The following is a 14,252-nucleotide window of genomic DNA, read 5'->3' as shown; positions in this document are numbered from 1 at the left end:
TCTCGCCGACGCGGGGGCAGCGACCCCGGGCGAACTCGGTCACGCCGCGACCGCGCCCGCCCGGCGGCCGCCCGGGCTTCACTCGCCCCGCTCGACCTCCGCTCCTGCGGCACCGGCTCCCGGTCCGACCGCGACCACGGGCAGTCGCAGCGCCGCGGGGGCCTCCTCCGGAACCGCGGGATTCCGCGGCGGCACCGCGGGCACGGGGACGTAGCCGGCGGACTGCTCCGGGCGCGGATCGGTCTCGCCCTTGTTCGGCCACATGGACAGCGCGCGCTCGGCCTGCGCGGTGATCGTCAGCGAGGGGTTCACCCCCAGGTTCGCGGTGATCGCCGAACCATCCACGACGGACAGCCCCGGGTGGCCGTGGGCCCGGTGGTACGGGTCGATCACACCGCTGCCGGGCGTGTCCCCGATCGGGCAGCCGCCGATGAAGTGCGCGGTCATCGGCATGTCGAACAGCTGCGACCACACGCCGCCGGCCATGCCGCCGATCTTCTCCGCCGCGCGCTCGTTGGCCTCCTCGCCGACCGGGATGTAGGTCGGATTCGGTGCGCCGTGCCCCTGCCACGAGGTCAGCCAGCGCCGCCCGAAGCGCTTGCGCAGTCCCGTGCGCAGCGAATTGTCCAGGCTCTGCATCACGAGCAGGATCACGGTGCGCTCGCTCCACCGGTGCACCCGCAGCAGGCGCAGCGACTTCAGCGGATGCCTGCCGAGGAAGCCCAACCACTGCCGCCACCGCGGACGCGGATCGTCGCCCCTGGTCGGCAGGGTCTGCAACATCCCCATCGCGTTGGACCCCCGGCCGTAGCGGACCGGCTCGACGTGCGTGTCCGGGTCCGGGTAGAACGACGAGGTGATCGCCACCCCCTCGGAGAAGTTCCGGTCGGGGTCGACCCGGCTGACCTGCGCACCCAGGATCGCCTCGGAGTTGGTGCGGGTGAGTTCGCCGAGCCGGTCGGACAGGTGCGGCAGGTCGCCGGCCTCGCGCGAGCGGTGCAGCAGGTTCTGCGTGCCCCAGGTGCCGGCCGCCAGCACCACCTGGTCGGCGCGGAAGATCCGGAAGTCCCGGCGCAGCTTGGAGCCGGTGCGGTGCGTGGCCAGCCGCCACGTGCCGTCGGCCGCCTGCCCCAGCCGGGAGACCGTGGTCATCGGGAAGACCTGCGCGCCGTTCTGCTCGGCCAGGTAGAGGTAGTTCTTCACGAGCGTGTTCTTCGCCCCGACCCGGCAGCCGGTCATGCACGCGCCGCACTCGGTGCACCCCGTGCGCGCCGGTCCGGCGCCGCCGAAGTACGGGTCCTCCGCCTGCTCGCCGGGCTCGCCGAAGTACACGCCCACCGGGGTGTGGTGGTACGAGTCCGCGCATCCCATGTCCTCGGCGACGCGGCGGATGACCGTGTCCGAGGGGGTCTCGGTCGGGTTGGTGACCACGCCGAGCATCCGGCTGGCCTGGTCGTAGTAGGGTGCGAGCTCGGTCTTCCAGTCGGTGATGTGCGACCACTGGGCGTCCCGGTAGAACGCGTCCATCGGGCGGTAGAGCGTGTTGGCGTAGTTCAGCGAACCGCCGCCGACGCCCGCCCCGGCGAGGATGAGGCAGTCGCGCAGCACGTGGATGCGCTGCACGCCGTAGCAGCCCAGGTCAGGGGCCCAGAGGAACGTGCGCAGGTCCCAGGAGGTCTTGGGCAGTTCGTCGTCGGTGAACCGCCTGCCGGACTCCAGGACGGCGACGCGGTAGCCCTTCTCCGTGAGGCGAAGGGCGGCCACGCTGCCGCCGAACCCGGAGCCGACGACGACCACATCGAAATCCGTGTCGCGGTCGCGGGAGCCAGCCATGCGCGACAGACTAGACGTCGTTACTGGCGAGTAGCCATACATCACCGCCGAACAGCACGGGTTGATCGATCCACCCGCGGACATCCGCGCGCGGACAGCACCCGCCGCGATCCGAGCTCCCCGCGGACACCCTTCACCCGCCCGAGCGAGGGTGGGGAGATTTCCTGGGGCAATGTTCCCCACCGCGGGGTGCCCGGCGGGCGAGCGGGGCTCAGCGGCCGAGCATCAGGCCGACCTTCTGGAACTCCTTCAGCTCGGAGTAGCCGGTCTTGGCCATCGCGCGCCGCAGCGCGCCGAACAGGTTCAGCGTGCCGTACGGGTCGCTGCTCGGGCCGTACAGCAGCGTCTCCAGGTCCACGCCCGAACCCTCGAAGCCGATGACCTCGCTGCGCGGCAGGTTCGGGTGCGCGGCCGCGGGCGTCCAGTAGTAGCCGCGCGCCGGTGCCTCGTGCGTCTCGGTCAGCGCCTCGCCCAGCATGACCGCGTCGGCGCCGCAGGCGATCGCCTTCGCGATGTCCCCGGAGTAGCCGAGCGCGCCGTCGGCGATCACGTGCACGTAGCGGCCGCCGGTCTCGTCCAGGTAGTCGCGCCGCGCCGCCGCGGCGTCCGAGATCGCCGTGGCCATCGGAACACCGATGCCCAGCACCTGCGTCGTCGTGGCCGCGCGGGACTGCCCGAAACCGACGATCACACCGGCCGCGCCGGTGCGCATCAGGTGCATCGCGGTGCGGTAGTCGCCCACGCCCCCGGCGATCACCGGGATGTCCAGGTCGCCGATGAACCGCTTGAGGTTGAGCGGTTCGCGGCCCTCCGCCACGTGCTCGGCCGAGACGATGGTGCCCTGCACGACGAGCACCTCGACGCCCGCGGCGATCAGGTCGGGGGTGAGCTCCTCCGCGTGCTGCGGGCTCACCCGCGCCGCGACGGTCACGCCCGAGTCCTTGACCTGCTTGATCGACTCGGCCAGCCGCTCGGGCCGGATCGGCGCGGCGTGCAGCTGCTGGAGGCGCCGGATCGCCGCCTCGGGGTCACCGTTCTCCTCGGCGATCCCGACGACCTCGGCGAGCTTGTCCTCCACGTCGTCGTGCCGCGCCCACAGCCCCTCGGCGTTGAGCACGCCCAGACCGCCGAGCTCGCCGATCCGCACCGCCGTCGCGGGCGAGACGATCGCGTCCGTCGGGTGGGTGACGAGGGGGATGTCGAAGCGGTAGGCGTCGATCTGCCAGCTCAGCGAGACGTCCTTCGACGAGCGGGTACGCCGGGACGGAACGATCTCCACGTCGTCCAAGTCGTAGCCGCGCATGGCCGTGCGGCCCATGCCGATCTCAACCTGATCCCGCACCGTCAGTCCCCTTCTCAACGACCCAGATGTCCGACGGGACATTCTCTCTGCCTCCCCCGGATGAGCAGCACCGGGGTGAAGCCCGGGTGCGGCACCGGAGCCCGGTCGGCCGCGCCACCGGCACCGCACCGCGGTCTCACCGCGTGGTGTAGTTCGGCGCCTCCGCGGTCATCGTGACGTCGTGCGGGTGGCTCTCCTTGAGCCCGGCCGCGGTGATGCGCACCAGGTGCGCCTCCTGCAGCTCCGGGATCGTGCGCGCGCCGGTGTAGCCCATGCCGGAGCGCACACCGCCCGCCAGCTGGTCCATCACCTGCTCCAGCGGACCGCGGAACGGCACGCGCCCCTCGATGCCCTCCGGCACGAGCTTGTCCTCGCTGAGCACGTCGTCCTGGAAGTAGCGGTCCTTGGAGTAGGACTTCTGCTCCCCGCGGGTCTGCATCGCACCCAGCGAGCCCATGCCGCGGTAGACCTTGAACTGCTTGCCGTTGACGAGCACGAGGTCGCCGGGCGCCTCGGCCGTGCCGGCGAGCAGGCTGCCGAGCATGACGCTGCTCGCGCCCGCGGCGATGGCCTTGGGGATGTCGCCGGAGTGCTGCACACCGCCGTCGGCGATCATCGGGACACCGGCCGGGCGGCAGGCCAGGCTCGCCTCGTAGACCGCGGTGATCTGCGGAACGCCCACACCGGCCACCACGCGGGTGGTGCAGATCGACCCCGGTCCGACGCCGACCTTGACCGCATCGGCCCCCGCGTCCACCAGCGCCTGCGCACCGGCGCGGGTGGCGACGTTGCCGCCGATGATGTCCACCGACTGGCCCAGTTCCTTCTTCAACGTGGCCACCGTGTCGAGCACCGCCTGCGAGTGCCCGTGGGCGGTGTCCACGATGAGCACGTCGGCCCCGGCGTCGACCAGCGCCATCGCGCGCTCGTGCGAGTCGGTGCCGACACCGACGGCGGCGCCGGACAGCAGCCGGCCGTCGGCGTCCTTGGTGGCGTTCGGGTACTGCTCGGTCTTGACGAAGTCCTTGACCGTGATCAGCCCGCGCAGCTTGCCCGCGTTGTCCACGATCGGCAGCTTCTCGACCTTGTGCCGCCGCAGCAGGCCGAGCGCGACGTCGGCGGTGACGCCGACCTGCGCGGTGATCAGCGGCGAGGTGGTCATCACGTCGCGGACCTTCTTCGTGTGGTCCATCTCGAACCGCATGTCGCGGTTGGTGATGATGCCCACCAGCTGGCCGGAGGCGTCGGCGACCGGCACGCCCGAGATGCGGAAGCGGGCGCACAGCGCGTCGACCTCGGCGAGCGTGTCCTCCGGCGAGCACGTCACCGGGTCGGTGACCATGCCGGACTCGGAACGCTTGACGACCTCGACCTGCGCCGCCTGCTCCTCGACCGACAGGTTGCGCTGGAGGATCCCGACACCGCCCTGCCGCGCCATGGCGATGCCCATGCGGGCCTCGGTCACCGTGTCCATCGCCGCGGAGACCAGCGGCACGCGCAGCGCCACGTTGCGCGACAGCCGGGTCGTCGTGTCGACCTCGCTGGGAATGACGTTGGTTTCGTCCGGCAGCAGCAGGACGTCGTCGAAGGTCAGCCCCAGCGCGGCGAACTTCGACGGGAGGCTGGATGCGCTCAGTTCACTGGTCATGGCGGCGGTGTGCCTTTCCTACCGATCGGGTCGAAGGAGTGCGGGCAGGCCGGCCACACGCGACTGGCGGACGGACGAGCACCGTGCGGGGCGCGAGTGCACCACGACCTGCGGAAAACGGGATTCCTTCCATGATAGTGACCCGCAGCTGCGGCCCGCCGCCCGGAGCGCCTGATGTGACGGGCGCAAAACACCGCACGGCGAAGGGCCCCCGCGCGCCGAACCGCGTTGCGCGGGTGGGTACCGTGCGGTGCGTGCCGCACGACCAGATGCCACCCGACCCGTTCGCGGGGGATCCGGACGACCCGAGCATGGCCCTCGGCGAGAACGACCCGGACCCGACCGACCCGCCGCTCGGCGCCGAGGAGCAGACAGAGCTGCTCGCGGATCTGGCCGACCTCGCCGTGTACCAGGCGCTGCTGGAGCCCCGCGGCGTCCGCGGCATCGTCGTGGACTGCGTCGATTGCGGCGAGGCGCACTACCACGACTGGGACCTGCTGCGCGCCAGCCTCGAGCAGCTGCTGCACAACGGCAAGATGCGCCCGCACGAACCGGCGTACGACCCGAGCCCGAACCAGTACGTCACCTGGGAGTACTGCCGCGGCTTCGTCGACGGCGTCAGCCAGTCCGAGAGCCACTACCCCAAGGCCTGACACCGCGCCTCCGGGCGGTCGCAACCGCCGATCGCCGCGCCTCCGCGGTTGTTGACCACCCGCCGCGTGCCGGATCCTCCGCGCCGCGCGCGGTGCCCCGCTCCTCTCCTCCGGCGGCCACCGGGCGGACCCGCCCGCTGCCCAGCTCGCCGCTCCCGGACTCCGGACGCACGACCAACCCCGGGCACGCGGTCCCCGGCGCGCGGCCGCCTTCCGCACGGACACCCGCGCACGACACCGCCCCGGCCCGAAGCGGGTCGGACCGGGGCGGCGGAGGTGGTTCCCGCCAGCTGCCGGGCTGTCAGCTCGAAGGCTGATCACCCTCCGAGGAGCCGGAGAAGAACGGGTTGCTCGGGTCCCACGCCGGCTCCGACGTGGACGACTCCGACGTCGACGTCCCGCTCGGCTCGCTCGAACTCGTCGGCGGGGTCGTCGACCCCTCCGAGGTCGTCGGCGGTGTCGTGGTCGGGTGCTCGGTCGGCGGGTGCTCCGGCCTGCTCGACGGCGGGGCCGTCACCGAACTGGAAGGCGGTTCCTGCGAGGAGGTCGCCGGCGGTGCCGTCGGATCCTGCTCACCGACGCCCTCGTCCACGCGCGCGGTCAGCGAGCGGTGCGCGGCCCGCAAGTCCGACAACCCGTGCTCGTCGTCCACCGCGCCCATCTGCTCCTGCGCCGAGCGCAGCGCGGACTCCGCCGTGCTCGTCCGCCCCCCGTCCAGCGCGTTCTCGGCGGTGCGCAGGTCCTCCCGGGCCGACGTGGCCGCCTGCACGGCCTTCGTGTGGTCGGAGTAGAACACCTGGGCAACGCCCCAGAGCATGTCGCCGGGCAGCGCGTCCCGCGCGGCCACGCCCACGCCGGTGCAGCCGATCATGAGCACGGCCGCGGCCGTGGCCACCGGCACCAGGTGGCGCCTGCGGAACCAGCCGCGACGCTGGGGCTTCTTGGCCTGCTCGAGCGCCTCCGCGGCCTGGTCCGCATCAACGAGCTCCTCGACCGGGGCGGAATCGATGTCCCGCCGCCAGGAGACGAGGAGCTCCTCCACGTTCGGTGCGCTGCCGGCGCGCTCGGGCACCTCGGGATTCGTGCCGCCGAGCGCGTCCAGTAACGCGTCATCGGCCCGCAGCGCGGTGAGGTCGACGGACTCTCCGATCTCGTCCTGCTCGAGCAGTTCGGGATCGTCGTCGGCCTCGCCGCTCGTCCCGGGGCGTTCCGAGGCCGCACCGCTCTCCGAGGCGGCCTCCTCCGCGTCCGCGGCCGACCGGGTCTCCTCGGCCGACCGGGTCCTTTCGGGCGGGCGGAAGGACAGCACGTTGTCGGACGACTCCGTCGCCGAGTCGTCCGCGGTGTCCTCGCCCGCGGGGTCTGGGCCCGTGGGTTCTGGGTTCTCTTCGGAAGTCACTGCCCGCGCCGCGGCACCGTCACCGTGGTCGGTGCTGCCGGTCCCCTTCGGTTCGGTGTTCGGTTCGTCGTTCCGCTCGCCCACGCTGCGCGAGCGGTCATCCTGCTGGCCGGATTCGACGGGCTCGTGCCCTGGTCGCTCACCTTCGGGCCCTTTCCGCTCAGCCATTCAGACCACCTCCTCCGCGGACAGCGTCTTGCGCAGCCGGGCCAATGCGCGGTGCTGCGCAACACGCACGGCTCCCGGCGTCGACCCGACCGCCTCGGCGGTTTCCTCAGCGGACAAGCCGACGACCACCCGGAGCAGCAGGATCTCCCGCTGCTTGTCCGGGAGGACACGCAACAGCTGCGCCATCCTGCCGGAGAGCTCATCCTGCATCGCTCGCTGTTCGGGCCCCGCCTCCGACTCCGGGGTCTCCGGCACGTCCGCGACGGGCTCCGAACGATTGCGGGCGGATGCACGATGCGCATCTGCCACCTTGTGCGCGGCGATGCCGTACACGAACGCCAGGAACGGACGCCCCTGGTCGCGATAGGTGGGCAGCGCGGTGATCACCGCGAGGCACACCTCCTGCGCGACATCGTCCGCCGAGGCGAACGACCGCTCGTTGCGTCCGACTCTGGCGCGGCAGTACCGCACCACCAAAGGACGGATTTCGGCCAGCAAGCGCTCGATCGCCTGACGATCGCCGTCGACGGCGGCGCCTACTAGAGCGTCCAGCCCGTCCCCCACATTGGTCATCGCAGACAGCAGCCCTGGTGTTACGCGTTAAGCGACTCGAATTTCCGGCGGACGTCGTCTCCAGCACGCCGCACCGAATTCACCGTACCGGGCCACGAGTGGCCACTGAACAGGGACTCGGGGCGCGCAGCCGCCGCCACCACCTGTTCACACTTACCAGAGAACGCGCCCCGCCGGTCGGCGCTGCGATCTCCCGCAGCTCACCAGCTCCGGGCGCGGCGCGGGACGGCGGCGGCACGCGCGCTCGGCCGCCTCGTTCCCGGACGGCGGCGCGCCGCGTTGCCACACGATTCCTCCCGCTTCGCGCACCCGAGCGGCGCCGCGCAGATCCCGCTTTCCGGACGTAGCACCCGCACCACCGCGTTCCGAGACATGCGTCACACCACCGCAAGCACCGGCAGACCGGTGACCTCTGGCCGCCCGGTGGTCGCTCCGGTGCCCGCGCACGGTGCGCGGCGAGACTCCGGCACTGCCCCGGCCGCTCGCGCCGCACCGGGCTCGCGGCAGGCCGAACCAGCGCCCGCGGACAGGCGCTCCCCGACCCGGCGCCCTCGGACACGGCGCCCTCGGACACGGCGCCCTCGGACACGGCGCCCTCGGACACGGCGCCCTCGGACACGGCGCCCTCGGACACGGCGCCCTCGGACCCGGCGCCCTCGGAAACGGCGCTCGCCGGCACTGCCCTCCCGGAGCGGCCGCTGCCCCCGACGCAGCAACCACCTCCGGTGCGAACGCTTCGAGCGGGCGCCAGCACCACCCGCAACAGCGGCAGCACCACCGGCAACAGCGGCGCGGACCGCGAAGCGGCAGCCGGGAACCACTCCCGAGCACGCGCCCCCTCGCGGTTCGGGGACGCCCGTCGCCGCACGAGGAGCGCGGCTCCGGCCGGTCGGTGGGACCTGCTTCGCCCGGCCGGGTCACTGGCACGTCAGAGCCTGCTCCTCGACCTCCTCCGCAAGTAGCGCGAGGGCGAGGAGCGGGCTCTCAGGCCACCAGACCGCGCCGGAAGCCGTGCGCCACCGCCTGCGCGCGATCACGCACGCCGAGCTTGCGGAACAAGCGCCGCGCGTGCGTTTTCACCGTGTCCTCGGACAAGTAGAGCTCGCGGCCGATCTGGCCGTTGCTCTTGCCCTGGCTCATGCCGCGCAGCACCTGGAGCTCGCGCTCGGTCAGCTGCACGCCCGGGTCGGAAGGCTGCCGCGGCGTGGGCACCGAGGTGCTCGCGAGCGTGTGCGCGAGCGCCGCGACCAGTTCCGGACGGGAGGCGTCCCAACGCAGGTAGCCCCGCGCACCTCCCGCGATCGCCGCGGCGATGCTCGCCGCGTCGTCCGGCGCACCGAACACGATCACATTGGCCTGGGGGTGCGCCGAGACGAGCCGCCGCGTGGCTTCCACGCCGTTGGGCACCGCGCGCTGAGTCCCCACGAGCACCACGTCCACAGCTTGCCGGGAGTAGCGCGCGAGCAGCTCGTCGCCGTGAGCGACGCAGTCGATACGGCTGACCCCGGGCACCGCGGACATGACGCGGGTGAGTCCTTCCCGGACGCTCCGTCGGTCATCGCAGATCAGGACCGTCGTCACGGGAACTCCTTCCTGCAGGCGAGTGACGTTCCACCTCCCCTTATCGCCGGGAGGTCGGGAAACCTTGACCCGATCCGGTGGCGAATTCGTCCATCGCGCGCCTCGAGGCCCTCCGCCGCGGGAGAGCGCGCCCCCGCGATCGCGCCGCCCGTCGCCGGCGCATGATCGCCCACAAGCCGATTACCTGCGATCCTCACTCGTTCGCACGTATTTTCGGGGCCTGTTGTCGCTCGTTCGTACGACATGAGAGCGGTTATTGTGATTTGTGTCACATCAAGCGAGAACCGTCTCGGAGACCCGGTCGGCAGCGGCCCGCAGCGACTCCACGTGCTCGGTGCCACCCGCGAGCTCCGCGGTGGACCACCCGGCCCCGGCGGCGAACAGCCGCGCCTTCTGCCGGGTGGCGGGGACCTCGGCGAGCAACCGGGACGAGGCGTAGTGCGGCTGGTCGGCCCACAGGACCACCGCCGCCGGAGCCGCCCGGCGCACAGCCGCCCACAGCCCCTCGCGCGGCACTCCCGCGCCGAACAGCAGCTGCCCCACGCCCCCGGACGACAGCGCCGCGGCCAGCGCAACTAACTCCAGCCCCTGCGGTTCGCCGGGCACGGGAGCCAGCACGACGGGACGAGGGGTGACCGGCTCCGGCGCAGCGGCGATGACCGCGCGCAGCGCCGTCGAGGCGCAGTCCACCAGCAGCTGCTGCGCCTCGATGCCGCTTCCGGTGCGCTGCCGCCGCTCCACGATCGCGCGCAGCACCGGGCGCAGCGCCCCCTCCCACGTGGACACCACGCCGTCGGCGTCGATCGCCTCGCGGAGCAGCCCCTGCGCCGCCCAGGCGTCCAGCGCCAGCGCGGCGCGCCCCAGGCCGCGGGCGCGCGGACCCGCCCCCGCCAGGCGCAGCCCCTGCCCGCCGGTGCTGGTGGTGTCGAGCTGCTCCACGGGCCCGTCGTCGAGCACCCCGGAGTGCAGCACCGGTTCGCGGCCACCCGACCTCGGCTCCGCGCGGACCGCGTCGGCGGGATCGCTCGGGTCGATGTCGACGCTGCGCGCGAACCGCGCGGCTTCGGCCGGGGAGGCACCGCGCAGCAGCGCGCGCTGCATCTGCTCCAGCCGCGCGACGTCCTCGGGTGCGTAGCGGCGGTGCCGCCCGCTCGCGTGCTCGCTGGGCCCGAGCCCGTAGCGGCGGTCCCACGTGCGCAGCGTGGCCGGCGCGACGCCGAGCCGGCGCGCGACGGCGGCGACCGTCAGGCGGGGCTGCTGCGGGGACTTCCCCGCCGACTCGTCCGCATCGGAACGCGACCGCTCGCCCTCCGGCTCGCCGCCCTGCGCTGAACGCCGCCGCGCGGTGTCCGCCCCTTCCGGCGAATCGGATTCGTCGACCTGCGCCGCTTCGCGCTCGGCCGGCTGGGACGGGGAGGCGTCGGAGTCGTACTCACGTTCCGGCCGTGTCATCACGCGGGACATGCTCCGGCTCTAGCACGCCGAGAGCAACTCAGTCGAGGCAACCGCGACAAGCACCCACGAACGGACACCACTCGCTTGATTGACCAATATTTGGCTCGATTATGCTTGAACAACCTTTGACGCGGTTTTACGGTGGATCTCGCGAGGTCGGGCAGCGCCCGACAGGGAGGGGAACCCACCAGTAGGAGGTGGTTGTCGCAATGGCGGACACTCGACGTCTTCCAGGACCCAATGCTGATATCTGGGACTGGCAGATACGGGGTTCCTGCCGCGGAATGGACAGCGCGTACTTCTTCCACCCGGACGGCGAGCGCGGCCCGGCACGCGCGCGCCGCGAGGCCAAGGCCAAAGAAGTGTGCCAACGCTGCCCAGTGATCGCGCAGTGCCGAAACCACGCCCTGAGAGTGCAGGAGCCGTACGGCATCTGGGGCGGTTTGTCCGAATCGGAACGCGAGATGATCATCAAGGCCCGCAAGCGCCAGCACCAGATGACCCAGCACGAGATCCCCCAGCAGGGAGGTCAGCAGCAGGAGATTCCCGAGGTGCCCCAGCAGGCGGTGCCCGAGCACGACGTGACCCAGTTGGTGAGTTGACGCTGGTGTTCGCCACCACGCGCGCCCGCGGGCAGCGGTGAATGGCAGTGCGCACAGCGCGCGCAGACGAGGGGCGCCATCCACCGCACGCGCACGACAACTCCACACCGGACGGAAAGGACTCCGGGCAGGCACGGGCTGCCCGGAGTCCTTCTGCGCGGGGCCCCGCCGCCCGAGGTGCTCCCCCGGGGGCCTGACAGGCGGGGACCTGCTTGCCGGGCCCTGCTCAATGGTCGCGCGGCAGGTGCGGTGCTCCCGCGGACACCGGTGCGCGACCCCGCGGGACGCACCGCGCCGAGCGCCGTCCGAGCGCACCGGTGCACGTGCAGTTGCCACTGCAGCTGGACGCCCGCGGCGCGCGAGCGCGCCGCGGCGAAAAAAGATCCCGGCGGCCCACCGGGGCCGCCGGGATCGGGGAGCGCTCGAAGTCGAGCGGGAACGAGGCGTGATCAGTGGCCGTGGCCGTGACCGCCGCCCTCGTTGTCCTCCTCCTCGGGCTTGTCCACGACCGCGCTCTCGGTGGTCAGCAGCATCCGCGCCACCGAGGCGGCGTTGGACACGGCCGAACGGGTCACCTTCAGCGGGTCCACCACGCCCGGCTTGACCAGGTCACCGAAGGTCTCCTCGGCCGCGTTGAAGCCGGAGCCCCACTCCATGTCGCGCACGCGGGAGACCACGACGGCGCCCTCGTGGCCGGCGTTGTGCGCGATCCAGAACAGCGGGGACTCCAGCGCGGAGCGCACCAGGCGGACGCCGGTGGCCTCGTCGCCGGTCTTGCCCAGGTCGCCTTCCAGCACCTTGGCGCCGTGGATCAGCGAGGAACCACCGCCGGGGACGCTGCCCTCCTCCGCGGCGGCCTTGGCCGCGGAAACGGCGTCCTCGATGCGGGACTTGCGCTCCTTGAGCTCGGTCTCGGTGGCCGCGCCGACCTTGAGGACCGCCACGCCGCCGGCCAACTTCGCCAGCCGCTCCTGCAGCTTCTCGCGGTCCCAGTCGGAGTCGCTGGCCTCGACCTCCTTGCGGATCTGCTCGGTGCGGCCGCGCACGTCGTCGGCGTTGCCGCGACCGTCCACAATGGTGGTGCTGTCCTTGGTCACGGTGACGCGGCGGGCGCTGCCCAGCACCTCGCGGCCGACCTCGGAGAGCTTCATGCCGACGTCCGGGGAGACGACCTGCGCACCGGTGGACACGGCCAGGTCCGCCAGGAAGTTCTTCCGGCGGTCACCGAAGTACGGGGCCTTCACCGCGACCACGCGGAACGTCTTGCGCGCGGCGTTGACGACCAGGGTCGACAGCGCCTCGCCCTCGACGTCCTCGGCGATGATCAGCAGCGGCTTGTTGTCCTGCGCGATCTGCTCGAGCAGCGGGAGCATCTCCTGGATGTTGGAGATCTTCTCCTGGTGCAGCAGGATCTGCGGGTCCTCCAGCACCGCTTCCTGCCGCTCGGCGTCGGTGACGAAGTGCGGCGAGACGTAGCCCTTGTCGAACTCCAGGCCCTCGGTGACCTCGAGCTCGGTGGCCAGCGAGGAGGACTCCTCGATGGTCACCACGCCGTCCTCGCCGACGCGCTCCATCGCCTCGCCGACCAGCGCGCCGATGTTCTCGTCCCGCGAGGACACGGTGGCGATCTGCGCGATGTTGTCGCGGCCCTTGACCGGGGTGGCCTTGGCCTTGAGCTCCTCGACGACCGCGTCGGCGGCCGCCTCGATGCCGGCGTTCAGGGAAGCCGGGTTGGCACCGGCGGCCAGGTTGCGCAGGCCCTCGCGGACCATGCCCTGGGCGATGACGGTGGCCGTCGTGGTGCCGTCACCGGCCACGTCGTTGGTCTTGGTGGCGACGCTCTTGACCAGCTGCGCACCAAGGTTCTCGTACGGGTCCTCGAGCTCGATCTCCCGAGCGATGGTCACGCCGTCGTTGGTGACCTGCGGCCCGCCGAACTGCTTGTCCAGCACGACGTGCCGACCGCGGGGACCGAGGGTCACCTTGACGGCGTCGGCGAGCTGGTTGACTCCGCTTTCGAGCGCCTTGCGGGCGTGCTCGTCGAAGCTGATCTGCTTAGCCATGTGTTTCAGCCTTTTCGCGTGGAAGAGCGGTTGCGGATTGACGCACGCGAACCGCCCCGGTGATCCCGCTCGGGGACCTCCGGGGCGGCATCACTCGCACGGTGCTCGGCTTCAGTTGACGACGGCCAGCACGTCGCGGGCGGAGAGGATCAAGTACTCCTCCCCGTTGTACTTGACCTCGGTGCCGCCGTACTTCGAGTAGATGACGACGTCACCCTCGTTGACATCCAGCGGGATGCGGTTGCCCTTCTCGTCGATCCGCCCCGGACCGACAGCCAGTACCTTGCCCTCCTGGGGCTTTTCCTTGGCGGTGTCCGGGATCACGATGCCGGACGCGGTCGTCGTCTCGGCCTCGCTCGCCTGGACAACGATCTTGTCCTCAAGCGGCTTGATGCTCGCCACGGTGTGACCTCCACCTTCTGGGGCCTTCAAAGCATTGGCTGGATTCACGACGGCTACCGTGGCTCCCCGCCGTCGCGGGTGCCGGGGCGCTCCGGCGCCGTTCGTCTAGCACTCTACCGACACGAGTGCCAGTACTCAACTACCGCCGCCGGCGAACCCCGCGTTTTCGCTCGAAGCGGTGGCCGGGCGAGCCCGGCGCAGCGGCCGACCCCGCTCCCGGCCCGCGCTCACCCGCGCGCCGGCGCCCTCGGCGACGGCGGGGCCGCGCATGCCGCAACGCTACCGCGCCGCCGCCCGCGCGACCCCCACTCGCCCACCCGGCGCGGTGAAGCCCGTGCGCACAGCCGTCGAGAGCGGTAACAGGTGATCCACGTTGCGTGATCTTCGCAGGCAGATCGGCATGCGTGAAATGTCACCGCAGCCCCTGCGAATTTCCCCCGAGCCGTCCCGGTCCCCTAGGTTCACCCACATGGCTGCCCGCACCAAACCCGCGAGTCGCCCGTGGGAACGCCGCCCCCGTCCGTCCCGCCCGC

The 14,252-nt window shown here is 71.9% G+C and carries 10 protein-coding genes and 1 pseudogene; 2 read left to right on the top strand and 9 right to left on the bottom strand.

Going from position 1 to position 14,252, the window contains the following annotated elements:
- Positions 1–78 precede the first annotated feature (78 nt).
- The 3 genes from ACYVJE_RS10655 to guaB form a co-directional block, all read right to left on the bottom strand.
- On the bottom strand, positions 79–1,833 hold the full coding sequence (locus tag ACYVJE_RS10655) for a GMC family oxidoreductase N-terminal domain-containing protein (RefSeq protein ID WP_461144320.1): 1,755 nt from the start codon (positions 1,831–1,833) through the stop codon (positions 79–81).
- Positions 1,834–2,044: 211 nt separating this feature from the next.
- Positions 2,045–3,175: a GuaB3 family IMP dehydrogenase-related protein gene (locus tag ACYVJE_RS10650; protein WP_459157304.1), complete on the bottom strand. Its 1,131-nt coding sequence runs from the start codon at positions 3,173–3,175 to the stop codon at positions 2,045–2,047.
- A gap of 136 nt (positions 3,176–3,311) precedes the next feature.
- Positions 3,312–4,823 (bottom strand): IMP dehydrogenase, encoded by a 1,512-nt coding sequence (gene guaB, locus ACYVJE_RS10645; protein WP_459157305.1) that lies wholly within the window; start codon positions 4,821–4,823, stop codon positions 3,312–3,314.
- Between the two features lie 245 nt (positions 4,824–5,068).
- Here guaB and ACYVJE_RS10640 point away from each other — a divergent pair, with 245 nt between their 5' ends.
- On the top strand, positions 5,069–5,476 hold the full coding sequence (locus ACYVJE_RS10640) for a DUF5319 domain-containing protein (RefSeq protein ID WP_459160080.1): 408 nt from the start codon (positions 5,069–5,071) through the stop codon (positions 5,474–5,476).
- 301 nt (positions 5,477–5,777) lie between these two features.
- Here the strand turns inward: ACYVJE_RS10640 and ACYVJE_RS10635 are convergent, their stop codons facing one another.
- From ACYVJE_RS10635 to ACYVJE_RS10620, 4 genes are all read right to left on the bottom strand, one after another.
- Positions 5,778–7,043, bottom strand: coding sequence for an anti-sigma-D factor RsdA (locus tag ACYVJE_RS10635; protein ID WP_461144319.1), 1,266 nt, complete (start codon positions 7,041–7,043; stop codon positions 5,778–5,780).
- Positions 7,044–7,616, bottom strand: a complete 573-nt coding sequence (locus tag ACYVJE_RS10630) for a sigma-70 family RNA polymerase sigma factor (protein WP_459157307.1) — start codon at positions 7,614–7,616, stop codon at positions 7,044–7,046.
- 984 nt (positions 7,617–8,600) lie between these two features.
- Positions 8,601–9,197, bottom strand: coding sequence for a response regulator transcription factor (locus tag ACYVJE_RS10625; RefSeq protein ID WP_459157308.1), 597 nt, complete (start codon positions 9,195–9,197; stop codon positions 8,601–8,603).
- Positions 9,198–9,470: 273 nt separating this feature from the next.
- Positions 9,471–10,649 carry a MerR family transcriptional regulator gene (locus ACYVJE_RS10620; protein WP_461144357.1) on the bottom strand — a complete coding sequence of 393 codons (1,179 nt, stop codon included), beginning with the start codon at positions 10,647–10,649 and terminating at the stop codon, positions 9,471–9,473.
- Between the two features lie 212 nt (positions 10,650–10,861).
- Between ACYVJE_RS10620 and ACYVJE_RS10615 the strand changes: the two are divergent.
- Positions 10,862–11,155: pseudogene (locus tag ACYVJE_RS10615) on the top strand (WhiB family transcriptional regulator); the annotation flags it as partial.
- A 548-nt stretch (positions 11,156–11,703) separates the two neighbouring features.
- Here ACYVJE_RS10615 and groL read toward each other — a convergent pair.
- Both groL and groES read right to left on the bottom strand, forming a co-directional pair.
- A complete protein-coding gene (gene groL / locus ACYVJE_RS10610) occupies positions 11,704–13,317 on the bottom strand; it encodes a chaperonin GroEL (protein WP_461144318.1) in 1,614 nt (537 codons plus the stop codon).
- Positions 13,318–13,428: 111 nt separating this feature from the next.
- Entirely contained in the window at positions 13,429–13,719 is a 291-nt protein-coding gene (groES, locus tag ACYVJE_RS10605) for a co-chaperone GroES (RefSeq protein WP_459157310.1), read from the bottom strand.
- Positions 13,720–14,252 lie beyond the last annotated feature (533 nt).

The sequence above is a fragment of the Salinifilum aidingensis genome, assembly GCF_054782015.1.
The sequence above is the reverse complement of the archived record's forward strand: the minus strand, read 5'-3'. Positions and strand labels throughout refer to the sequence as shown.

Excerpts from the sequence above, each read along its gene's own strand:
- ACYVJE_RS10655 (WP_461144320.1), bottom strand. The coding sequence starts at position 1,833 with ATGGCTGGCTCCCGCGACCGCGACACGGATTTCGATGTGGTCGTCGTC.
- ACYVJE_RS10630 (WP_459157307.1), bottom strand. The coding sequence starts at position 7,616 with ATGACCAATGTGGGGGACGGGCTGGACGCTCTAGTAGGCGCCGCCGTC.
- ACYVJE_RS10620 (WP_461144357.1), bottom strand. The coding sequence starts at position 10,649 with ATGACACGGCCGGAACGTGAGTACGACTCCGACGCCTCCCCGTCCCAG.
- groL (WP_461144318.1), bottom strand. The coding sequence starts at position 13,317 with ATGGCTAAGCAGATCAGCTTCGACGAGCACGCCCGCAAGGCGCTCGAA.
- ACYVJE_RS10635 (WP_461144319.1), bottom strand. The coding sequence starts at position 7,043 with ATGGCTGAGCGGAAAGGGCCCGAAGGTGAGCGACCAGGGCACGAGCCC.
- guaB (WP_459157305.1), bottom strand. The coding sequence starts at position 4,823 with ATGACCAGTGAACTGAGCGCATCCAGCCTCCCGTCGAAGTTCGCCGCG.